The organism is Glaesserella parasuis (genome assembly GCF_017352235.1).
GTDB lineage: Bacteria > Pseudomonadota > Gammaproteobacteria > Enterobacterales > Pasteurellaceae > Glaesserella > Glaesserella parasuis.
This window is the reverse complement of sequence record NZ_CP071487.1, coordinates 1551795-1574846: the sequence shown is the minus strand read 5'-3', so window position 1 is coordinate 1574846 and position 23052 is coordinate 1551795. Positions and strand designations below refer to the sequence as shown.

General features: G+C 41.2%; 20 protein-coding genes and 2 tRNA genes. 13 read left to right on the top strand and 9 right to left on the bottom strand.

The features are described from left to right. Nucleotides 1-55 precede the first annotated feature (55 nt). Nucleotides 56-1378 (top strand): anti-phage deoxyguanosine triphosphatase, encoded by a 1323-nt coding sequence (locus tag J1G47_RS08000; RefSeq protein ID WP_160415263.1) that lies wholly within the window; start codon nt 56-58, stop codon nt 1376-1378. Nucleotides 1379-1396: 18 nt separating this feature from the next. On the opposite strand, the gene ruvX is transcribed toward J1G47_RS08000, so the two are convergent. The 4 genes from ruvX to J1G47_RS07980 all read right to left on the bottom strand — a co-directional run bounded on the left by ruvX (nt 1397) and on the right by J1G47_RS07980 (nt 3929). Then, nucleotides 1397-1813 (bottom strand): Holliday junction resolvase RuvX, encoded by a 417-nt coding sequence (gene ruvX, locus J1G47_RS07995; protein WP_010786342.1) that lies wholly within the window; start codon nt 1811-1813, stop codon nt 1397-1399. After that, the gene (locus J1G47_RS07990; RefSeq protein WP_010786341.1) at nt 1813-2370 is read right to left on the bottom strand and encodes a YqgE/AlgH family protein; all 558 of its coding nucleotides are present in this window, start codon (nt 2368-2370) and stop codon (nt 1813-1815) included. Before J1G47_RS07990 ends, ruvX begins: the two co-directional genes overlap by 1 nt. Next, nucleotides 2371-3105 (bottom strand): 16S rRNA (uracil(1498)-N(3))-methyltransferase, encoded by a 735-nt coding sequence (rsmE, locus tag J1G47_RS07985; RefSeq protein ID WP_010786340.1) that lies wholly within the window; start codon nt 3103-3105, stop codon nt 2371-2373. Nucleotides 3106-3341: 236 nt separating this feature from the next. Then, nucleotides 3342-3929: a YajG family lipoprotein gene (locus J1G47_RS07980; protein ID WP_005712929.1), complete on the bottom strand. Its 588-nt coding sequence runs from the start codon at nt 3927-3929 to the stop codon at nt 3342-3344. An 83-nt stretch (nt 3930-4012) separates the two neighbouring features. Between J1G47_RS07980 and J1G47_RS07975 the strand changes: the two genes are divergently transcribed. Together J1G47_RS07975 and J1G47_RS07970 are read left to right on the top strand one after the other, a co-directional pair. After that, on the top strand, nt 4013-4324 hold the full coding sequence (locus J1G47_RS07975) for a BolA family protein (RefSeq protein ID WP_012622018.1): 312 nt from the start codon (nt 4013-4015) through the stop codon (nt 4322-4324). Nucleotides 4325-4434: 110 nt separating this feature from the next. Then, nucleotides 4435-4524: transfer RNA gene (locus tag J1G47_RS07970), tRNA-Ser, on the top strand. A gap of 120 nt (nt 4525-4644) precedes the next feature. Here the strand turns inward: J1G47_RS07970 and rluD are convergent. Continuing rightward, a complete protein-coding gene (gene rluD, locus J1G47_RS07965; protein WP_005712925.1) occupies nt 4645-5622 on the bottom strand; it encodes a 23S rRNA pseudouridine(1911/1915/1917) synthase RluD in 978 nt (325 codons plus the stop codon). Between the two features lie 137 nt (nt 5623-5759). Between rluD and J1G47_RS07960 the strand changes: the two genes are divergently transcribed. From J1G47_RS07960 to J1G47_RS07945, 4 genes are all read left to right on the top strand, one after another. Further along, a complete protein-coding gene (locus J1G47_RS07960; protein ID WP_075605765.1) occupies nt 5760-6539 on the top strand; it encodes an outer membrane protein assembly factor BamD in 780 nt (259 codons plus the stop codon). A gap of 194 nt (nt 6540-6733) precedes the next feature. Then, complete coding sequence (locus J1G47_RS07955) at nt 6734-7339, top strand: hypothetical protein (RefSeq protein ID WP_075605994.1); 606 nt, start codon at nt 6734-6736, stop codon at nt 7337-7339. Beyond that, nucleotides 7305-7679: a hypothetical protein gene (locus tag J1G47_RS07950; RefSeq protein WP_207326561.1), complete on the top strand. Its 375-nt coding sequence runs from the start codon at nt 7305-7307 to the stop codon at nt 7677-7679. The genes J1G47_RS07955 and J1G47_RS07950 overlap by 35 nt, the downstream gene beginning before the upstream one ends. Nucleotides 7680-7734: 55 nt before the next feature. After that, nucleotides 7735-9669 (top strand): hypothetical protein, encoded by a 1935-nt coding sequence (locus J1G47_RS07945; RefSeq protein ID WP_234885593.1) that lies wholly within the window; start codon nt 7735-7737, stop codon nt 9667-9669. Between the two features lie 116 nt (nt 9670-9785). Here J1G47_RS07945 and purM read toward each other — a convergent pair whose 3' ends face one another. Further along, the gene (gene purM, locus J1G47_RS07940) at nt 9786-10820 is read right to left on the bottom strand and encodes a phosphoribosylformylglycinamidine cyclo-ligase (RefSeq protein WP_010786337.1); all 1035 of its coding nucleotides are present in this window, start codon (nt 10818-10820) and stop codon (nt 9786-9788) included. A gap of 187 nt (nt 10821-11007) precedes the next feature. Between purM and ribF the strand changes: the two genes are divergently transcribed. The 6 genes from ribF to znuA all read left to right on the top strand — a co-directional run bounded on the left by ribF (nt 11008) and on the right by znuA (nt 18747). Then, nucleotides 11008-11955: a bifunctional riboflavin kinase/FAD synthetase gene (ribF, locus tag J1G47_RS07935; RefSeq protein WP_112063202.1), complete on the top strand. Its 948-nt coding sequence runs from the start codon at nt 11008-11010 to the stop codon at nt 11953-11955. A 1-nt stretch (nt 11956) separates the two neighbouring features. Beyond that, entirely contained in the window at nt 11957-12238 is a 282-nt protein-coding gene (locus tag J1G47_RS07930; RefSeq protein WP_075605881.1) for a hypothetical protein, read from the top strand. Between the two features lie 3 nt (nt 12239-12241). Then, complete coding sequence (locus J1G47_RS07925; protein WP_207326560.1) at nt 12242-12904, top strand: zeta toxin family protein; 663 nt, start codon at nt 12242-12244, stop codon at nt 12902-12904. A 59-nt stretch (nt 12905-12963) separates the two neighbouring features. Then, a complete protein-coding gene (gene ileS / locus J1G47_RS07920) occupies nt 12964-15780 on the top strand; it encodes an isoleucine--tRNA ligase (protein WP_207326559.1) in 2817 nt (938 codons plus the stop codon). Nucleotides 15781-16285: 505 nt separating this feature from the next. After that, nucleotides 16286-17653, top strand: a complete 1368-nt coding sequence (pssA, locus tag J1G47_RS07915) for a CDP-diacylglycerol--serine O-phosphatidyltransferase (RefSeq protein ID WP_112063203.1) — start codon at nt 16286-16288, stop codon at nt 17651-17653. A 137-nt stretch (nt 17654-17790) separates the two neighbouring features. Then, nucleotides 17791-18747 carry a zinc ABC transporter substrate-binding protein ZnuA gene (gene znuA / locus J1G47_RS07910; RefSeq protein ID WP_005713881.1) on the top strand — a complete coding sequence of 319 codons (957 nt, stop codon included), beginning with the start codon at nt 17791-17793 and terminating at the stop codon, nt 18745-18747. 108 nt (nt 18748-18855) lie between these two features. On the opposite strand, the gene J1G47_RS07905 is transcribed toward znuA, so the two are convergent. The 3 genes from J1G47_RS07905 to J1G47_RS07895 form a co-directional block, all read right to left on the bottom strand. After that, nucleotides 18856-18926: transfer RNA gene (locus J1G47_RS07905), tRNA-OTHER, on the bottom strand. Nucleotides 18927-19086: 160 nt separating this feature from the next. Then, nucleotides 19087-19878, bottom strand: a complete 792-nt coding sequence (locus tag J1G47_RS07900) for a factor H binding protein domain-containing protein (RefSeq protein ID WP_207326558.1) — start codon at nt 19876-19878, stop codon at nt 19087-19089. Between the two features lie 28 nt (nt 19879-19906). Then, nucleotides 19907-22966 (bottom strand): phage tail protein, encoded by a 3060-nt coding sequence (locus J1G47_RS07895; protein WP_207326557.1) that lies wholly within the window; start codon nt 22964-22966, stop codon nt 19907-19909. Between the last annotated feature and the right edge of the window lie 86 nt (nt 22967-23052).

The following is a 23052-nucleotide window of genomic DNA, read 5'->3' as shown; positions in this document are numbered from 1 at the left end:
ACAAAAAGAATTATCAGCTATTATAGCCTAAACTGTGACTAAGGAGGAAAATAAAATGGATTCAGCTTGGACATCACGTTTTATTGCAGACAAACAACGCGAACAAGATCACCGTTCCCCTTTCCAACGAGATCGGGGACGCATTTTACATTCGGAAGCTTTTCGTTGTTTACAAGCCAAAACACAAATTCACGCAGTGGGCGAAGATGATTTTTATCGCACACGCTTAACCCACTCTCTAGAGGTTGCCCAAATTGGCAGTAGCTTAAGAGCAAAATTGGTGGAAGATAGGCAAGGCTTTCAAGCGGTCTGTTCCGATCCAACATTTGCAAAATTCAATGAAGATCTCACCGCTTTATTACCTTCTCGTAGTTTGACGGAATCCCTATGCTTTGCCCACGACATCGGACACCCCCCTTTTGGACACGGTGGTGAAATGGCATTGAATTATAAAATGCAGGATTTTGGTGGTTTTGAAGGAAATGCTCAGTCCTTTCGCATTGTCACTCAGCTTGAGCCTTATACCAAAAATGCAGGAATGAACCTGACGCGTCGCACCTTGTTAGGTATCATCAAATATCCTACCTTTATTGATTTAACTCAGCCACAAAGCCCAAAAGCCATTCCAAATAGCCGTTATATCAACTTACACGATCTAAAAACAAGTAAGGGAATTTTCCGTGCAGACGCTCACTTTTTTGAATGGGTGCTTGAACCGCTTTCTGTCGCAGATAGAGCGTTATTTCAACAAATTGAAATAAGCCAAGATCCACTGCTTCCCCACAAAACCCGTTATAAATCCTTAGATTGCAGTATTATGGAATTGGCTGATGATATTGCTTATGGGGTTCACGACTTAGAAGATGCGATTGTTGGCGGAATGGTCACGCCGCAATCGTGGCAAAATGCGGAACAAGCCTTCTCTCAATGTAAATCAGCTTGGATTCAAAAAATGTTACCTGACATCAGCAAAAAATTGTTCTCAATTCACCGCTACGAACGCAAAGATGTTATTGGAGCGCTAGTCAATTATTTTGTGACAAATGTAAAATGGACAGAAACAGCAGAGTTTGAAGAGCCATTACTGCGTTTTAATACGATATTACCAACGGAAGCACAAGCGGTGTTAGAAGTACTTAAAAACTTTGTCTATCAATATGTTATTTGTGATGTCAAAACGCAACGGGTGGAATATAAAGGTCAGCGAATTTTGATGGATCTGTTTGATATGCTAAGTTGCGATCCAACCCGCTTACTGCCTAAATCGGTGGCAGAACGTTGGATACAAGCAGATGAACAGCAACGCCCAAGGGTGATTTGCGACTACCTTGCGAGTATGTCTGATGGGCAAGCGTTTAAGTTGTATCAAAGTTTATAGATTCAAAACTGCTATATTTTATGATTGCTGTTCAAACCAACTTTCTAAAATTAAACAAGCTGAAATCGCATCGACTTTGCCTTTTTTTAGGGCTTTAAAACCGCCTCTGGCAAAAATTTCTGATTTTGCTTCTACGGTGGTTAAGCGTTCATCTTGTAATTCAACGGGCAAATTAAAACGCCCGTTTAGGCGGTTGGCAAACTTTTTGGCTCGTTGCGTGAGCGGTTGCTCCGTACCGTCCATATTAAGCGGTAAGCCGACAACTAAGAGATCTGGTTGCCATTGTGCAATCACTTTGCCAATCTGCTCCCAATTCGGTATGCCATCTTGAGCTTTAAAAGCAGGCAAACCCTGTGCCGTGCCTGTAATACTTTGTCCAACGGCACAGCCAATACTGTTTGTTCCAAAATCAAAGGCAAGCACAGTTTGGCTCATTAGGCTCTCCCTGCTTTGGCTAAAATACCTTCGATACCCAGTAATGCATTCGCTTCGCTCCAACGATCTAAATAACCTGTTTCAAAAAGAATTTTATGGGACGCAGGGGCAGTTACCCAGTAATTGCATGCAATTTCTTGCTCAAGCTGATCAGCCTTCCAAGTGCAACAGCCTAAGCAGACGATAAAATCAGCGGGGGCATCTTGTCGCCCAAAGGTGTCTAAAATATCTCCCGATGTGGTAAGCATTAAATTATCAGCGGTCGGATAACTATGTAAAAAGAGCTGATCGGTTGCAGTATGCAAAATAAAGCCACGCTCTTGCCCTACAGGTCCACCACTGAGAACGAGCTGATCTTTGGTGTAATTGCGTTCATTTGCCATTAAAAAATCCATTTTGGCGAGCAATTCCATCACGGACAGATCTGTCGGTGAGTTGATCATTATGCCCATTGCTCCGTGTTCATTATGTTCACAAATATAGATTACCGCACGATCAAAATAGTCATCATTCATATCAGGCGTGGCAATCAAAAATTGTCCTTGTAAATTCATCATTTAGCTGAGATCTCCATAAAGCATTTGTAATGCCGTGATCGTGGCAAGTGAAGCCGTTTCTGTGCGTAAAATACGTTTTCCAAGTAAAACTTCCGTAAAATTCTCCGCTTCCGTCATCGCAATCTCTTCAGGGGAAAGCCCACCTTCTGAACCAATCAACAAACGTACGCCCTCTTGGGGTACATTCGGTAACGATTTCAAACTATATTTGGCACGAGGGTGAAGATTAAGTTTGAGCATACCATCTTGTTCTTTACACCAATCGGTCAGCTTCATTATCGGGCGAATTTCAGGAATGATATTCCGTCCACATTGTTCACAAGCCGATATTGCAATTTTTTGCCATTGTTGGATTTTTTTATCTTGACGCTCGCCATCTAATTTTACACCACAGCGTTCTGACCATAATGGTGTAATGGTAGTTACCCCCAATTCAACCGATTTTTGAATGGTAAACTCCATTCGATCTCCACGGGAAATCACTTGCCCTAAATGGATAGGTAACGGCGACTCTCTATCGTCCAGTTGGCTATTTTGGATTTTTACGCTGATCTGCTTTTTGGATACGTTATCAATGATCGCATTAAAAATATGGTTAGAGCCATCAAATAAAACAAGTTCAGCCCCCTCGCCCATACGCAAAACACGTCCAACGTGGTTAAAGGCATCTTCACTCAAAATACAGTGGCTTTTGCCAGCAAGGGCTTCTGGGTGGTAAATTCTTGGTATTCTCATTATTGCTATTGAAATGTGGGTAGGTTCGTTCCTAAAGGTAAGCAGGCAGTATCAGGTAGCAAATACGCAAACTTTTTCATACAGTAGGGACGCTACGCCTAGCGTCCGTTGAATATAAGCTGTTTGCAAATTTAGAGAATAGACGCCAAGCGTGGCGTCCCTACTATTTTTTGTGTAAGTGCTACATAATACGGATAATCTCAAAAGATTATCTCAATCTTACCGCTTCTACATTGTTACTTAAATTGATGAATAGCGTTACTAATTTCATTATCGTTATAGATTGCCTGAATAGACTCACTATACGCTTGACCTAACACCTTATGAATTTCATTATTATTTGCACCAAATGCCCCTTCATAAGAACGGGAGGTATTAAAGTTTTTCGCAAAATGACCTCTCGCACCTTGAACAACAACCTCTACACCAACATTAGCGGTTACTTTATAGCGAACATTTCCTTGTTCCACATTAGCAAAAAATTGACGAATATTCACAATCACATTCGCATTTCCAGCACCAGAAACTACAGTAAAACCTTTGCTGTTCAGATTTTGTTGCATTGCTTGTTGGTATAACTGTGTCACCGTTGGCACAACACTTAAACGATTAACATTGCCAGCACTGGTATAGCTTGCTACTTCAGCCGATGTACGCAGATCTTGTGTACTCACATTCACTAACGCTGTTTGATTATGGGTATTAAACATTGCGGTCGGTGCTGGCGTAGTAAACGTCAGTGTATTTGACTGAGATTGACAACCGGCTAATAATGCGGTTGCAAGGGTGGTTGCAACTAAAAACGTTTTTTTATTGAATTTCATATAGGATCCTTGATAATCTCAATTAAAAGTAATGCAAAGTATAGTATTATTCCACCTAAATTTCCAAACCAAAAGGATAAAAAATGTCTGTTGAACATACTATTGTCGAAAAACTAAAAGCACAATTTACCCCACTAGCACTTTATATTGAAAACGAGAGCCATCGCCATAGTTCTGGACGAGGCTCAGAGTCACATTTTAAAGTGACAATGATCAGCGAGCTATTTGAAAACAAACGCCCTGTTGCTTGCCACCAAGCCGTTTATACTTGCCTTGCTGAAGAATTAGCCAACGGCGTTCACGCATTAGCATTACATCTTTACACCCCAACAGAATGGAAAGCTCGAGGCGAAGAAGTTCCGGCATCAACAAATTGTCTGGGACACGGGCATTAATTCACAATTTATTTTAGTTTGTGAAGAAAATGCTTGATTAGACTATGAAAAATCAGTATAGTTCGCATATCTTTCAAATGTGCATTTAAATGCACATTTTTTATTGATTCGGTGAGATGTCCGAGTGGTTGAAGGAGCACGCCTGGAAAGCGTGTATATGGGAAACTGTATCGGGGGTTCGAATCCCCCTCTCACCGCCATTCAATACAAATAGAGAGATTCCTTACTGTTTTCATAGATATTTCCTTGGTTAAATTTTAAGTATTTAATACTTTTTGTCATTTTATCCCCAGACATAGGTTTGGGGATTTTTTTCTCATTTAATAATCTAACTCATCTTTATACAACAAATAATCTGCTTTTAATGCCTCAATTAATTCAACAAAATCATCAGGTAATGGGGCGTGCCATTCCATCAGTTCACCAGTGATAGGGTGATGCAAGCGAAGCATTGTTGCGTGTAATGCTTGGCGTTTAAAATTGCGTAAAACCTCTAAAAACTCACCGCTTGCCCCCTTTGGTGGACGAGGACGACCGCCATATAGTTGATCGCCTAACAATGGGTGGGCAATATGTGCCATATGAACACGAATTTGGTGAGTACGCCCGGTTTCTAGGCGTAAGCGTAAGCGGGTGTAATTACGGAAACGCTCCATAATACGATAATGTGTTACCGCAGGTTTCCCCATTGGGTGAACAGCCATTGCGGTACGCTTAGTTGGGTGGCGAGCCATTGGTTCATCCACTTTGCCACCTTGTGTCATAATACCACTTGCTACAGCTTCATATTCACGGGTAATTTCACGTTTTTGTAAAGCAGTGACAAGGTGAGTTTGAGCTGGAACAGTTTTAGCAACGACCATCAAACCTGTGGTATCTTTATCCAAACGATGCACAATCCCAGCACGAGGCACTTCTGCAATTTGGGGGTAATGGTGTAACAAGGCATTTAACACCGTGCCATCTGGATTGCCAGCCCCAGGGTGAACCACTAAATCTTTAGGTTTATTAATCACTAAAATATCATCATCTTCATAAACGATATTTAATGGAATATTTTGTGGTTCAAAACGGATTTCTTCTTCAATTTCCGCTTGAATTTCAATTAATTCACCGCCGAATACTTTCTCACGAGCTTTATTCACAATCTTGCCATTGACCGAAACGAGATCACTTTCGATCCAAACTTTAATGCGTGAACGAGAATAATCGGGGAAAAGTTGCGCAAGAGCTTGATCTAATCTTGCACCTAATAAATCTGAAGTGACTTCAGTTTGTAATGTTATTTGTTGAGTCATTAATGATAAAATTCCAAATTATGTTTTCTTATTGTAGAATAAGGGCATTATCGTATGAACTTTCACGGACAATGCTGGGTCAAATAGCATTGTACATTAACTTTAATTCGCAATCACTTTATTATAGGTAAAAACATATGCGTAAATTTTCTTCTTTAGCCTCTTTAGTCCTTGCAGGGCTTCTAATTATGGGATGTTCAAATTCTAAGAATAATGAATTTGAAGGTATTTCATCTCAAGAACTTTATGACAAAGGACAAGCATATTTACAAGATGGTGATTATAACAATGCAATTCGCTATTTAGATGCAGTTGGTCTACGCTCAAATCAAGGGGCTTATGATGAGCAAGTTCAATTAAGTTTGATTTATGCGAACTATAAATTAGGTGAATATTACAAAGCATTAGAGGTTGCAGAACGTTTTGCGAGAACTCATCCAAACAGCTCAAGTATGGATTATGTTTACTACCTTGCAGGATTAAACTACGCACGTTTAGGCGATAACTGGATACAAGATTTCTTCGGAATTAACAGGGCCTCTAGAGCAATAGAGAACATTCGAAATGCGTACGGTAATTTCCAAACAATTACCTTTCAATATCCAAATAGCCAATACACCTCAGATGCTCAAAACTGGATGATTTATTTGAAAAACCGCCTCGCTGAACATGAACTAAAAATCGCCGAATTCTATATGGAAAGAAAGGCTTATGTTGCGGTTGTTAATCGAGTAGATGAAATGCTACGTTTATATCCCGATACTCAGGCAACATATCAAGCATTACCCTTACTAAAAACATCTTTTGAAGCGATGGGTATTAAAGATTCTGCGCAAAAAATTTCTGAAATGATTAAAGAGAATCAGAATAAAACCTTTACAAATATTGAAAAGCCTAAATATGGCGAGCAATTTTAATTCGTAGGTATTTATAGGGCATATGATAGCATTGGCTAAAAATGCCCTTCTCTTGATAAAAATGCACTCAATTCAATCACACCACCTAGTTTTTCTCCCTTTTCTTCACTTTTTCAACTAAATGAGTTCTTTTCCCATCAAATATCCCTTATAAAACAATGCATTCTGCACCTCCTTCATATAATGAGGGTTATGTGAAGATCGAATTCCCAGCAGCAACAGGGGAAAAGCCAATTGTTGAAGGGGATAAAGTCACCATCAACTACACCCCAGAACTTGAAAATGGAACAGCGGGTACACCGACGACATTGACTTACACCTATACTGGCGGAAACTGGGTTCAAGATGAAAAAGATTCACTTAAACTCACCCCAACCACTGATCAAAGTGGCAAAGTCAGTGTAACGATTCCTGAAGACAAAGTAGCAGATAAAACATCTGTCAGTGCAACCACGACTGATGTAGCAGGACGCACATCTGCAGAAAGTGAAACCAGCAAGAAAGATGCTCCGTTTGATGTGAAATCAGATAAGCCAGTGATTACCTCAATCAAGGCGATTGATACATCAGCAACGGCAGACAAAGATCCTGAGCGAGTCATCATTGAAGGAACAAGCACAGAAGCAGATGGAACCAAAGTTTACCTCTACAAAGAAGGTCAAACTAACGGACAACCAATTGCAGAAACAACGGTAACAAGCGGTAAGTTCAAGTTTGATATTAGCGAATCTACAGCAACTCCATTAGCCGTTGGGGATAAATTTGTTGCCACAGTACAAACAAAACGCTGCAGAAACTAAAGAACTGAACAAAGGACCTACAGACGCAACAGCCAATGAGCCTGAATACAGCAAAGTTCGCACAGACGTACCGACAATCACTGCGGGCAGAACAGAGGCAGTTAACGGCGTTCAAAACGACCAACCAAACTCCGGCGACATCGTAGCGAAACCGGGTGGTGATAACGACAGAATAGTTGTGAAGTACGTAGATGATAAAGGTCAACCAAAAGAAATCGCAATCAAGAAAGACCTAGACCAAGGTAAATGGGTTGTCGATGACACTGCAACGCTATCTAACGGTGCACAAAAAGCTGACGCAAGCGACTATATCCTTCAAGACGACGGCACAGTCACCTAACAATAAAGTAACATATATTGTATATACAACTATTCCAGATTCTACCAAAGGTCGAATGGATGAGATGTATACTGGTGAAGAAGGAACACCTTGGGCTGGTTCAGGTATTACTCTTACAGATCTCACATTCAATGCAGCATCGGTTCCAACTGGTCCAGCAGCAGCCAATGCAACAGGCGGAAGTGGTACTAGCTCAACTAGCGGAAGCAGCGGCACAAGCAGTGGTGGTTCAACCACAACGACCCCAGCGCCGACACCTGCACCGAAAGTAGAAGAGCTAGACGAACTAAAAGCAACAGTTGACAACTCTGCTCAAGGTGGCGTTATCGTTAAACCGAGAGAAGGTTCTAATGGAGAGCCAAAAACCAAAGCCTTCCAAGTGGACTATCAACAACCTGATGGTACAAACAGAACGATTTGGTTCAAGTATGAGAATAGTCAATGGAAATTGGATCCAACTAAAAATCCGCAAATGAATGGTATTAGTGTAGATACTAACGGCGGTAATGGCCCAATTAAACTGAATGCCCAAACTGGCGAAGTAACCTTTGCCCCAAGTGCAGTAAAAGACAAAACCAACGTCACAATAACAGCACTTGATAGCCAAGGTATTGCACGTAAAAATGCAACAGCTCAAGCGGCTCAGGAACCACAACCAGCGAAACCAACAGCAGAGATTGACGGTACTAACCGAGGCGGCGCAATAGTGACACCGAAGGAGAACACCAACAAGTTCAAGTTGACTTGCACGGATGAGCAAAACAAAACCAAAACGCTTGTATATGAAAAAGAGAACGGAAGCTGGAAACTGAAACAGGTGGATGGTAGCAACAATACTCAAGCTCCAAACGGTGTTCAATTGTCGCAAACTGACGGCAAAGTCACCCTATCACCAGACGCAGTGAAAGACAGAAGCCAAGTGAAGATAGAATCGTATAACAACGAAGACAGAATCACCCAAAGTGCGGACGTCACCACCACGACAGACAAAGTGGAATACACAAATGTCGTAGGAAATGGTAATGGAACACCGACAGGACGTGTGGGTTATAGCCGAGTGAAAGTATTATGGTGGTGGGAAGACAGATGGTCAGACGTCTACCAAGACTGGGGTAACGACCCAACATGGGGTCTCCAACAGGTACAAGAAGGAAAATACGGCAACAGCAAGCCAACTTCTGTATCAAAAGATGGCGCAGGTGCAAAATATACTTGGGGTAACAGCAATGATACTGTCTACGTGCATGAAAGTCTAGGTATCATCAACGACCAATCAGGTAAAAACTACAAGCTCGACTTCAACTTCCAACAAGGCAACGACACCTTCCGCCAAGACTCAAAAGGTATAGGTGCAGGCTCGTTGATTGACGGGGGCACAGGCATTGACTTATACCGCATAGCGGGAGGCGTAAGAGCAACCACAGACAAAGTGAAAGGCTTCGAGCGCATAGAGTTAATGGATAATGGCGCAGTTATCGGCATTAGATATGGAGATTTGAAAAACTCAGGCTTAGAAGGCCCAGTGAAAATCTACAAGGGATTGAATGTGAATAACGGCAACAAAGTCAAAGTTGACTTGGGTAACAACAATAATGATTGGTTGACGGATACTAATGTTAGTTCAAGCAAATTGGGAGACGCATCTGGTGGACTATCTGGGGCAAGCTGGAATAAGTCTGTAAGTTCAGTCACAGAAAATGGTATCAAATATTATGTTTATACCATGAATAATGACAATAAACATGCAGTCTGGATTCAAGAGGGCAGTCATCTAATCCCCCAAAAAAAGATTGACATGACAACCTCATGTCAATCTCAAAATAAAAGCGGACAGTTGTGTAAACTTTTTTACACTTCTATCCGCTTTTTTTGTTCACAGATTTTATCCCTCAGCCCCCCATCCCCTTCGCTAACGCTCAGGGACTTCCCCCATAAATGGGGGAAGAATTTTTTCGCTCCCCCACTTTCCCAATACTTCCCCCATAAATGAGGGGAAGAATTTTCTCATAACACCGCTCTACAACACTTCCCCCTCCCTCCAATTCTTCCCCCGCTTGCGGGGGAAGGTGCCCGAAGGGCGGAAGGGGGCGAATAAAGTGGGAGAAATTACAAAATTTCAACCTGCTCTGTACCACTACCCAATGCTTCAATCTTACCGATCACCCAAGCATTTTCGCCAGCTTCCGTTAAGACTTTTAATGCCGTTTCGACATCTTTTTCAGGTAGAGCGATCACCATACCTACACCACAGTTAAAGGTGCGATACATTTCATAACGGCTGATGTTGCCTTTTTCTTGTAACCATTTAAATGATGGCAACCATTCCCAGCTTGCTTCATTAATCACAGCTTTTACGTCGGCTGGTAATACACGTGGAATATTTTCCCAGAAACCACCGCCTGTTAAGTGTGCGATAGCGTGAACTTCAGCTTGTTTGATTAACTCCAACACCGATTTCACATAGATTTTAGTTGGTGCAAGGAAATGCTCACTCAATGGTTTACCTTCGAGTAAATCCGTTGGTTTTGTACCGCTCACTTCTAATACTTTACGGATCAAGGAGTAACCATTTGAATGTGGGCCGCTTGAACCCAATGCAATCAGCGTATCGCCAACTTGAACTTTTGAGCCATCAATAATTTCTGATTTTTCCACAACACCTACGCAGAAGCCTGCTAAGTCGTAATCGCCTGCGTGATACATCCCTGGCATTTCTGCGGTTTCACCACCAACTAATGCACAACAGGATTGTTCACACCCATTGGCAATGCCTTTAATTACAGAGCTTGCTACATCAACATCTAATTTACCTGTCGCATAGTAATCAAGGAAGAACAGCGGTTCAGCACCCTGCACGACTAAATCATTCACACACATTGCGACTAAGTCGATACCAATAGTGTCGTGTTTATTTAGATCAATGGCTAAACGTAGTTTTGTACCTACCCCATCAGTGCCAGACACTAAAATCGGCTCTTTGTATTTGGTAGGCAAGGCACATAAAGCCCCAAAGCCTCCTAACCCACCAATTACTTCAGGACGACGCGTACGTTTTACATCGCCTTTAATACGTTCAACTAAGTCATTACCTGCGTGAATATCGACACCAGCGTCTTTATAACTAAGTTGTGTAACTGTCATAGCAATCCTCTTAAATAAAAAAACTTATTCATAAGTATAACATTAAGCAAACGTTTGCGTACAGTGATTATACCAAGATAAGCTAGAAAGATCGCCAAAATATCTTTATGCTTTTCTTTTCATTTTCCCCCTTTCTTCGTATAATCGGGCGTAATTTTTGTTTGAAAACGTAATCTATTTTTATCCGATGCAATTAATTCGAGGCGTGCATAATTTAGCTCACTGTGCTGATTTTTCTAAGGGCTGTGTGCTAACCATTGGCAATTTTGATGGTGTTCATTTGGGGCATCAGCAAATTTTGAAGCGTTTGCTAGAGAAAGCAAATACCTTGCGTTTGCCGTCAGTGGTGATGATTTTTGAGCCTCAGCCTCGTGAGTTTTTTGCAAAAAAACAAGATAAACTGACCGCTCCTGCACGTTTGATGCGTTTACGCGATAAAATTCACGCCTTACAAGAAATCGGTGTTGATTATTTGCTTTGTGTGCGTTTTAATTCTCAGTTCGCTCAATTACAACCGGAGCAATTTATTCGGCATTTATTAGTCGATAAACTGAATGTGAAGTATCTAAGTGTCGGTGATGATTTCCAGTTTGGCTACAAGCGGTCGGGGACTTTTGACAGTTTGCAACAAGCAGGAAAGCAATTTGGGTTTGATGTAGAAAATTCACATAGCCACTGTTTAGGGCAACAGCGGATTAGTAGTTCACTTATTCGTGACGCGTTACATAATGATAATTTGCAGTTAGCAGAAAAAATGTTGGGAAAACCCTATGCAATTTGTGGTCGTGTTGCTCACGGTAATAAGTTAGGTAGAACCATTGGATTTCCAACTGCAAACCTGATGTTAAATCGTTTAGTAACGGCTATTCAAGGTGTTTATGCGGTCAAAGTAAAAACACCAGCAGGGGTCTTTAATGGTATTGCGAATGTGGGTAATCGCCCAACGATAAATGGGACAAAGCCGTTATTGGAAGTGCATTTGTTTGATTTTGATAAATCTATTTATGGGCAAGCGATTGAAGTCTGTTTTTTAAAGAAAATTCGTTCAGAAATTAAGTTTGCGAGTTTTGATGAGTTAAAATTGCAGATTGAAAAAGATGTACAAGCGGTGAGATTATTCTTTCAAGAGGCATAAAATGAAATTAACAGAAGAAAGAAAAGCCCAAATTTTAGCCAGCTTAGAGCAAGATTATGTGCCTTTTAGTGATGTTTTCCACGAAATTTGTGCGGATACTTTTGCTGATATGGTAATGACAGACGCTTTACAGACAACAGAAGGTCGAAATGATAAAAATCAATTACGCCATTTGAAGCGTACTTATTTTAATCTTGTGCCTGAACACTACGAACAAGTTATTCCTGTGGTTGAAAAAGTATTATCTTTACAAAATAAATATCAAAAACGAAGATTTGGATAATATATGGCAAAAGATATTAAGCCGACGGACTTACAAATTCAACTTGCATTCGAAGAAATGATCGCTGACTATCATTTATATTCGGAAGAAAAGCCTTGTGCAATTATCGTGGCTGGTGTGAGTGGGAGTGGAAAATCGACTTGTATTGCAAATTTGTTGGAAAAGATCTCTTTAAATTATTTTCCTATTCAAGCAGATGATTATCGTAAGTTTCACCCTAAATTGAAGGAATACAGAGAGAAATTTGGCAGTGATCAAGCGCATAAAAAAACAGGAAATTTTGCAAATCGTTTTGCGATAGAATTACTCAATAAGGCATTTGATAAGCAACTAAATATATTATACGAAACCACATTCGGAAATATTGAAACAGCAATAAATTTACTCGATGCATTTAAGGAAAAACAATATCAAATTTATGTTATTGCACTACCCATTAATATTGAGTTAAGCATTTTACGAAATCAACAACGTTATGAAAGTAAAATTTCCGCAGGCAATACTCTCCCTCGAATTGTTGAGCGAGAAGTGATTGAACGAATGGCAGTAAATTATCAACAATGCCTTGAGCAGTTAAAACAGGATAAAAATATTTACCTTTATCAAATAAAAGATCATCAAGAGGTAAACCAAATAGTACGATCTATTTTGCAAAATAATGGGTAATTTCTACCGCTTACTTATTTTTCATAAAGACTTTTAATTTTATTAACTGGAACAACAAAATGACTGATTACAAAAACACATTAAATCTGCCTGAAACAGGCTTTCCGATGCGTGGGGATCTCGCTAAGCGTGAACCTGCGATGTTACAAAATTGGTATGATAAAAAGCTCTATCAAAAAATTCGTGAAACATCAAAAGGGAAAAAATCCTTTATTCTGCACGATGGTCCTCCGTATGCGAATGGGAATATTCACTTAGGACACGCTGTAAACCATATTCTTAAAGATATTATTAACAAATCTAAAACTGCAATGGGCTTTGATACACCTTATGTACCAGGTTGGGACTGCCACGGTTTGCCGATTGAGTTAAAAGTAGAAGGTTTGGTGGGTAAACCGAACGAAAACATTTCAGCCTCTGAATTCCGTCAAAAATGCCGTGAATATGCAAAAGAGCAAGTGGACGGTCAAAAAGCAGATTTTATGCGTTTAGGTATTTTAGGCGATTGGGATAATCCTTATCTCACAATGAATTTTGATACGGAAGCACATATTATCCGTACTTTAGGTAAAGTGATTGCAAATGGTCACTTATACAAAGGCTCAAAACCGGTTCACTGGTGTTTAGACTGTGGCTCTTCCCTTGCTGAAGCTGAAGTGGAATATGAAGATAAAGTATCACCATCAATCTATGTGCGTTTTTCAGCGGTAGATCCTGTTGCTGTGGAAGCGAAATTTAACGCTCAAGGCAAAGGAAGCGGTCAGATTTCAGCAGTGATTTGGACTACAACCCCTTGGACATTGCCATCAAACCGTGCGATTGCGTTAAATGCGGAATTAGAATATCAGCTCGTACAGTTTGGCGATGAGCGTGTCATTCTTGCGACAGAATTAGTGGAAGCCGTGCAAAAAGCAACGGGCGTTGAGCAGGTGGAAGTGTTAGGTTCAGCGAAAGGCAGTGACTTAGAGTTAATGCGTTTCAATCACCCATTCTACGATTTTAGCGTGCCATTTATCTTAGGCGATCACGTTACCACTGATGGCGGTACAGGTTTAGTTCATACTGCACCGGATCACGGTTTGGACGACTATATTGTAGGTCAAAAATATAAATTAGAAATGGCTGGCTTAGTGGCAAACGATGGTAAATTCGTTTCAACTACACCATTCTTTGCAGGCAAAGGCGTGTTTGAAACTAATGATTTAGTCCTTGAAAAACTGAAAGAAACAGGGGCGTTGCTCAAATTAGAGCGTATCAAACACAGCTATCCGCACTGTTGGCGTCACAAAACTCCGATTATTTTCCGTGCGACACCGCAATGGTTTATCGGTATGGAAACGCAAGGTTTACGCAAACAGGCATTAGGCGAAATTAAACGTGTACGTTGGATCCCAAGTTGGGGTGAAGCTCGTATTGATACAATGGTGGCGAACCGTCCTGACTGGTGTATCTCTCGTCAGCGTACTTGGGGTGTGCCGATGACAATGTTTGTGCATAACGAAACAGAACAGTTACACCCTCGCACCTTAGAAATTCTCGAAGAAGTGGCAAAACGTGTTGAACAAGCAGGCATTCAAGCGTGGTGGGATTTAGATCCGAAAGAAGTTTTAGGCGAAGAAGATGCGAAAATCTATCGTAAAGTGCCTGATACCCTTGATGTGTGGTTCGACTCGGGATCAACCTATGCGTCTGTGGTACAACAACGTCCAGAGTTTAATGGCAATTCTGCGGATATGTACCTTGAAGGTTCAGACCAACACCGTGGTTGGTTTATGTCATCATTGATGCTTTCTACCGCAACTGATAATAAAGCTCCTTATAATCAAGTACTTACACACGGTTTCACTGTTGATGAAAAAGGTCGCAAAATGTCAAAATCACTCGGTAACGTGATTGTGCCAAGTGAAGTATGGAATAAAAACGGGGCAGATATTTTACGTTTATGGGTTGCTTCTACGGACTACACAGGTGAAATTGCCGTTTCGCACAACATCTTAAACAGCGCAGGCGACACTTATCGCCGTATCCGTAATACCGCACGTTTCTTATTAGCGAACTTAAACGGCTTCGATCCAAAACGTGATTTGGTTAAACCGGAAGAGATGATCGCCTTAGATCGTTGGGCGGTAAGCTGTGCGTTAGATGCGCAAAACGACATTAAAGAAGCCTATGATAATTATCAATTCCACACCGTTGTTCAGCGTTTAATGCGTTTCTGTTCAATCGAAATGGGATCGTTCTATTTAGATATTATCAAAGACCGTCAATACACCACCAAAGCAGACAGTCTTGCACGCCGTAGCTGTCAAACTGCGTTGTGGCATATCTCTGAAGCATTAGTGCGTTGGATAGCGCCGATTTTATCCTTCACTGCGGATGAAATTTGGGGCTACTTACCACAAGTGGAAGGGCGTTCTGAATTTGTCTTTACTGAAGAATTCTACACAGACTTATTCGGTTTAAGTGAAAGCGACAAATTAGATGACAACTACTGGCAAAAACTGTTAAAAGTGCGTGCGGAAGTAAACCGTGTCTTAGAACAAGCGCGTAACGACAAGTTAATTGGTGCTGCTCTTGAAGCGAAAGTCACCGTTTATGCAAATGATGATATTCGTCCACTGTTAGAACAGTTAGGCAATGAGCTAGGTTTTGTGCTAATCACTTCACAAGCGATTGTTAAACCACTTGCAGAAGCTGATGTTGCAGAAGGCGAATTAGCTGGTCTTGCGGTGAAAGTAGAACGTGCAGACGGTGAAAAATGCCCACGTTGCTGGCACTATGCGACAGATATTGGTGCAAATGCAGAACACGCTGAGATTTGTGGGCGTTGTGTGGAGAATGTGGTTGGGGAAGGTGAAACAAGAAACTTTGCGTAGTTTCATCGTCGCTTAATTTCGTTACTTTTCTTTGCTTTGCCAAAGAAAAGTAACCAAAAGAAAGGCAACCCTACTTAACCGCTTATCTTCGCTTAGTTTAAATTTGCTTAACGGAACATTTTAAATTCGCCAACTTCGTTGGCTCAGAGAAAAATGTTCCTACAAATTTAAACACGCTCAGGCGGTTCAGAAGGGAACCCAAACCGCCAAACGAGCGGTAAGTTTTAATTAATTTTTTGCAAAGTTGAGATCGAGATGTTCGCTCAATTCCCCTGCGTTTCGCCGAAGCGGTTGCGTCAATTTTTGAGGACAACTTTTCGTGTTTGAGCTTGCGAAGCAAGCGAGTTTGAAAAGTTCGTCCCAAAAATTAGCAACAAGCGTAGGAAGAAGAAACGCTTGGGGTCGCCTTTCTTTTGCCTACTTTTCTTTGGCGAAGCAAAGAAAAGTAGGGATAGTGTTACTGCGTAGAAACTATCTACGAAGTAAAGAAAAAATGGAGCATAAGATGCTTATTCTAAACAAACAAACCCGTGCAAAACGCCACTTAGATAATCTCACTTTTATCCCCCAAGCGGTAGAAAAAGTGGATTTTCTAACAAGTAGCACTGCGTTTAAACAACAAATTTTAGCGTTAATCAAACAAGCAAAATTTCGCATTTATCTTACCGCTCTCTATTTTGAAAAAGACGAAGCTGGGCAAGAGATCTTAGATGCACTCTATCAAGCGAAATTAGCTAACCCACAACTGGAAATCAAAATCCTTGTGGATTGGCATAGGGCGCAACGTGGACGTATTGGCGAAGCAACCCAAAGTTCAAACGCCGATTGGTACACCCAGATGCGAGAGCAATATGCCCTGCCGACAGAGCAAGAGATTGCGTTTTATGGCGTTCCTGTCAATAAACGTGAGATCTTCGGTGTATTACACCTAAAAGGTTTTGTGTTTGATGATACCTTGCTTTATAGCGGAGCGAGCATTAACAACGTCTATTTACAGCAGTTTGAGCGTTATCGCTACGACCGCTATCATCAAATAGAAAATAAAACGCTGGCAGACAGTTGGGTTAATTTTATTCAGCAGAATATTTTGACTAACCCAGCGGTAAATCGCTTGGATCAAGCAAATCGTCCAAAAACCATTGAAATCCGACCGCTTGTTAAAACGTTTCGTAAAGAATTAAGCCAACAGGAATATCGTTTTAACGGTAGAACGATGGATCATTCTCAACTAATGCTTTCACCTTTAGTGGGCTTAGGGCGTAAAAATCCGCTGAATAAAACGATTGAAGCACTGTTTTTCCAAGTACAACAGAAATTAACCATTTGCACCCCTTACTTCAATTTCCCACGTTCTATCAGCCAACGTATCTCTTGGTTGCTAGACAATGGCAAACAGATTGAAATTATTGTCGGTGATAAAACGGCAAACGACTTTTTCACGCCACCTGAAGAAAAATTTACGATGGCGTCCGCTTTGCCGTATCTGTATGAAAAAAATCTACGAGCATTTGCCAAAAAATTCGACCATTATATTCAAAATGGGCAATTAACGATCCGCTTGTGGAAAGATGGCAAGAACAGCTATCACTTAAAAGGTGTATGGATTGATGAACGTTATATTCTACTTACAGGAAACAATCTCAACCCACGAGCTTGGAAATTAGATGCGGAAAATGCCGTGTTGATTTCTGATCCAAAGGGTGAGCTGAGTGAAAAGACCCAAGGTGAGTTAGCACAAATTCGTACACATACAACAGTCTTAACCCATTATAGCGATTTAGAAGAGCTAAAAGATTACCCCGAAAAAGTGAAAAAATTACTGAAAAAATTTGGACGGGTGAAATTGGATAAGATTGTGAAGATGTTGTTGTAGTTTTACCGTCAGTTTTATAAGGACGCTTTTGGGTGTCCTTATTTTTTTGTGATTAATGCTAATAACCATAAAAAAATTATAGATTAATTGCAATATTCTGCTAAGATCTCACCGCTTTATTTGAGAGGAGATCTTCTATGTTTAAAAAAAGTTTATTAAGCCTTGCATTATTGGGGGCAACTGCAGTAACCAATGCCGATGTTTTAACCACAGTCAAACCACTAGGTTTTATCGCTAATGCGATTACCGACGGTGTCACAGAAACTAAAGTGCTATTACCAACCAGTGCTTCGCCACACGATTACAGCCTCAAACCCTCTGATGTTGAACAACTTCAATCGGCACAGCTCGTAGTATGGATTGGGGAAGAGATGGAAACTTTTTTAGAGAAAAGTATTGAAAAACTACCAAAAGAGAAAGTCTTAACCCTTGAAGATGTGCCTGCAATTAAAGAGCTTGTGGAGCATTCAGGTGAAGAAAAAGAAGACAAGCACGATCATAAACACGATCACAAACACGAGCATAAACATTCCCACAATCACGCTCACCACGACCACAGTCACGATGGACATAGTCACGACGAAGATTGGCACATTTGGTTATCACCTAAAGCAAGTGAACATATCGCAGAACAAATTGCTGAGCGTTTAAGCCAGCAACTACCTGAGCAAAAAGCAAAAATTGCAGAGAATTTAGCAAATTTCAAAGCGACATTGGCAACGAAAAATAGCGAGATTGCAAAACAGTTAGAACCTGTAAAATCAAAAGGTTACTACACTTTCCACGACGCTTACGGCTATTTTGAAGAGGCTTATGGATTGAAATCATTAGGTTCATTCACAATCAATCCAACCGTTGCACCTGGGGCAAAAACCTTAAATGCCATCAAGAAAAGCATTGCTCAGAAAAAAGCACAATGTTTATTCGCAGAGCCACAATTTACGCCAAAAGTGATTGAGAGCTTAAGCAAAGGCACATCAGCCAAAGTAGGGCAATTAGATCCGTTAGGGGCAAAAATTGAATTAAGTAAAAACGCCTATCCAGAATTTTTACAATCTTTGGCGGATCAATTTGGTGTGTGTTTAGCTCAATAAAATTCGCAATTAGTACATCACTTGCAAAACCCAGCCACCTTTAAATAGGCTGGGTTTTGCTTATTTTATCAAACTCAGGAGGTGAACTTAAAAGATTCATTTGTTAAATGGCACGCCCTAAAGGATTCGAACCTTTGACCCACGCCTTAGAAGGGCAATACATATCGAATAAAAGGCGTTTATTTATTTAATTAAAACAAAGACTTACAGAGATTCCCCATCTAAAACACCCACCATTATTTCACATCTTTTTGCATATAAGACTCCTTTGGTTTGTTTTAGAAAAAGAAAAACCCGATAGTTTTTTCTATCAAGTTTTTTTGCGTTAAGAGGCTGAAATTATTTAGTGCCAGAAAATCCTTCATACTTATTGCCAGCATCATCTCGAATGATGCCGCCAACTTCTTCAGCATTTGGACCGAAAAATGAGCCATAGTAGCTACCTTGTATTCCTTGGGATTCCGCAACACCTGAAAAATGGTGTTCTCCAACAGCTGAAATATTTGCCTCTTTCAAGCTAATATCTGCTAGTGCCTCTTTTGTGCTAAGTAGCTTTCTATCAGTCACCGAACCAGAAATAGTCTTGTCTGAGAAGTTTATGGACAGCTTCAATTTACCCTCAGAATTTGCACCAAAAGAAACTCCTTCATAGTGCGCTGAGCCTTTTGGTAATATTTCCGTTCTCGCACCAACTACTTCAGCCATATAATTATTCGCTCGGCTATCAATGACACGTCCATATTCATCTGTTGAGACATCTGCTGGTAATACATAGCCAACTGCAGAATAAGGTAAGTTGTAGGCTTTGAGAACCCAATTACGCCCTAATTCTTGTTCTAGCTTACCAAGCTTCTCATCTGCCATATTAAATATCTGAGATGGAAAAGCCACATCGTCAGAAAGTCTAAGTGTCTCATGATCGATCCTAATTAACTTCGCCTCCCTTATCTTAGCTTTCCATTCACTTTCAACCTGAGATGTTGGCGGTGTTGTGGGTAATTGCGGTTCGGTCTTTGTCGGAACTTGAGAGGGCGGATTGCTAGCACTACTGCCTCCACCGCCTCCACCACTTCCGCAACCAACCAATGTTACGCCTAAAGCAATCATCGATATTGAAGACAAGATTTTCATAATTTCCCCCTATGTCATAAGGTATGACCTATTGTATATAACTTGACCCAGAATAAACAACTGTTTCTACAAGAATTTGATTCATTATACGGGTGGTATTAAATGTTAAAGATAACGTTACCTGTGTATTAGATGGGATAACGAGCGTGTAAAATCCTTTTAAATGCTGTGATACAGTACCTGCTGAATTTTTTATGCTTGTTACCCAATCGCCAGTACCACCAATAGCAGCAGAATTACCTGAAAATCTAACAGTACCATAATCCCAAGTCATTTTCAGTAATCGTTGTGCTATTGAAGGCTTGATCGTAATGCTCATTTGATTTCGACCAGCCGGTGTGAAAGATTTAACCTCATAGAGGTTACCACCAATAAGGCTCCCAACTTCCAAAATCCCCCCTCGAATCACTGGTGATTGTAGGGAGACTCTAGCTACCACTTTATCTGCTGTTACCGTCCCTGCACGAAGAATTTTTCCATCTATTGACCCAGCCACCATGTGATTTGTGGTAATTTGCCCTGCACCAATTTTATCGGAAGTGATTGTGTTGCTTCGAATTTTCTCGGTAGTGACTGCCTCTGAAGCCAGTTTTTCCGCAGAAATCTCCCCTACCGCAACATGATTTGCCCGAATTGCTCCCCCCTGAATACTCCCAGCGGCGATTGAGTTGGCCGCCATCATTCGAGCCGATACTATACCATCTGCAATCAAATCACCGTTAATAGCGACTTTGTTGTTAACAACACTAAACATTGGCTTAACGTTGCCATCTCGTGCATTTTTGACAACGTTAAATTTATCGGCCATCACAATAACGGAACTTTCAGTTCCTCCATTTGAGCCTAAAGAGATACCCGCAAGTGCTTTTCTATTGCCCGCAATAGATACTGCTTGGATTGTGTGCATTGATTGCACTTTGCCGTCTAATGTTGTTATTGTGCGACTGGTACTAGATATAGTTGCTTCTGCCGTACCCAAGCGTGAAGTCAGAGCTACCAGTTGTTCTGACTGTGCTTTATCCCCAGCAATACGAGCTTGACGTTCTTCAGATAAACCTGACAAGGCATTATCTGCTTTGGCTGTGGCAGTTGTGATTAACTGAGCTTGATTACGGTCGGCTTGCTCCAATCGGCTCACCGCTGTACCACGAGCAGTCGCCTCTGCTTGCAAGGCTTGTGTTCTCGCCCTTGTCTCTGCTTGAATCGCTTGCGTGCGTTGAGTGACTTCCTGAGCTAACGCACTTTGTACAGTGTTAGCTTTTGATAAGGCATTATTGGCTGTACTGCTTGCTGTCGTAAGTTGAGTAATAAGAGCTTGGTCTAATTGACTACTTGCAAGTTTTCCTTCTAAATCAACCGCTTGTACTTTAGCAGTGTATTTTCTGCCGTCCCAAACATATAACTTGCCGTCAGCTTCGTTATACACTTGGTTATACCCAATGTTTTCCGTTGGGTTATCAATACGAGCAACGGTTTTAGTCATCTCCAATTTGCGTGCTGGCATTGCGGTATCAAAGACTTCATCAATAATATTTTGCCCTAGCTTTTCATTCAACAACGCAAGCTCGGCATCAATATCCGCCCCTGTTTCCGCACTTAAGCCTTGTTGTTGATACCACTCTCCCACGTTAATGCCACGAGTGTGACGTAACCAGTAGTAACGTGTTTGACGTGGACCTACATTGTGGGTGTAGATATTCGCTATCACTTTCGCAATACGCTCAGCGTTGGCAAGGTTGTTGGTTGAACTTGCCCAGATTTCCGTTTGTGTAGCTTCATCTACAAAATCCCAAGACAGGGTAATGTCAGATAAACCGCCCGATACCCACACGTTTTTAGGCGCAGGTGGATTGTCAATCGTAAAGGATTGCACTTTTTCACTCAGCATTCGCCCTTGTGCATCTCTTGCAATAATCGTGACTTGGTATTCACCATTTGCTAAATCTGCAAGATTCAGCTCACTACTGGATTCATCACGTTTGAACAGATACAACTTCCCGTCTTTTAAGACTTTGATGTCATATTTAACCGTGCCATTACCTGATGTCACTTCCCACGACACTTTCATATCACCGCTTAATGTCGGTTGTACGCCTAAGTGTGTTAATTGTGGCTCGACTTTATAGAGCGTTTCAGACGCGGGAGCAAAAAACGCCCCTTCATCAACAATTCGCTCTTTCTGTGGCTCGTGCTGTAATGCGGTAATGCCGTAGCTACCATCTTCATTTTCCGCCACGCCAAGCACACGATAACGTTGTGTACTGACTAACGGGGTATGCAACGCCCAAGTATCCATTACCTGTAAGCCTGTTGGCTCGCTATCTAATGTTACAAGCGATTTGTTTTGGGCGTTAATTTGCGAAATTTTACGACGAACTAACCGCTGTCCGTTGTTATCATTGACTAAATAACTTAGGTACTTTTCGCCAGCGACTTCAATCGGGGCATCAAGGGTAACGGTTCTGCCGTTAATGGCCAACACACGCCCACCAAGATTGACATTAGCATAGGATTTATCCGCAATTTCAATGATGTCACCCGGTAATACTTGTAACCCTTCACGCCCTACGCTAAAGCTGATAGTGCATTGCTCTAAGCGAGAAGTTTCAAGCACCCATTTACCATAACGGCGAGCTTGCCCACGAGAAGTACAGGCAAACGCAACGATTTTCTTCACGTTGTAGCCATAACGTTTAATCATTGCATCGTCTGCCACATACTCAATCGCTTTTTGATAGTTGTTGCGTTCGTCGGCGTATTCCACTTCAACGGCGGTAAAAATGGACTTAAGCGGGACATATTGGCGATTAAATTTACCGTCAATAACGTTCGCCTGAGTAAAAGTACAGACAGGATCGGCGTTTCTATCCTGAATAGCCGTTAATTGCGTACCATTCCACACCACAATCGCACGGAAAACCGACGCCATATCTGAAATCACGGAATAGGCATCACGCTGTTCTGTCAGCCATAAATTAGCCACCATTCTTGGCTCTTGCCCACCGTAACCATCTGGCACTTGTTGATCGCAGTATTGAGCAATTTGATACAACTGGAATTTATCAATGCCATAATCGTAAAACCGCACGACATAACCGCAACCCCAAAAGCGAGATAATTTCTTATTCTCGCTTTTTCATTTAATGAAATAATATTACACTTTTGCCCACCCCA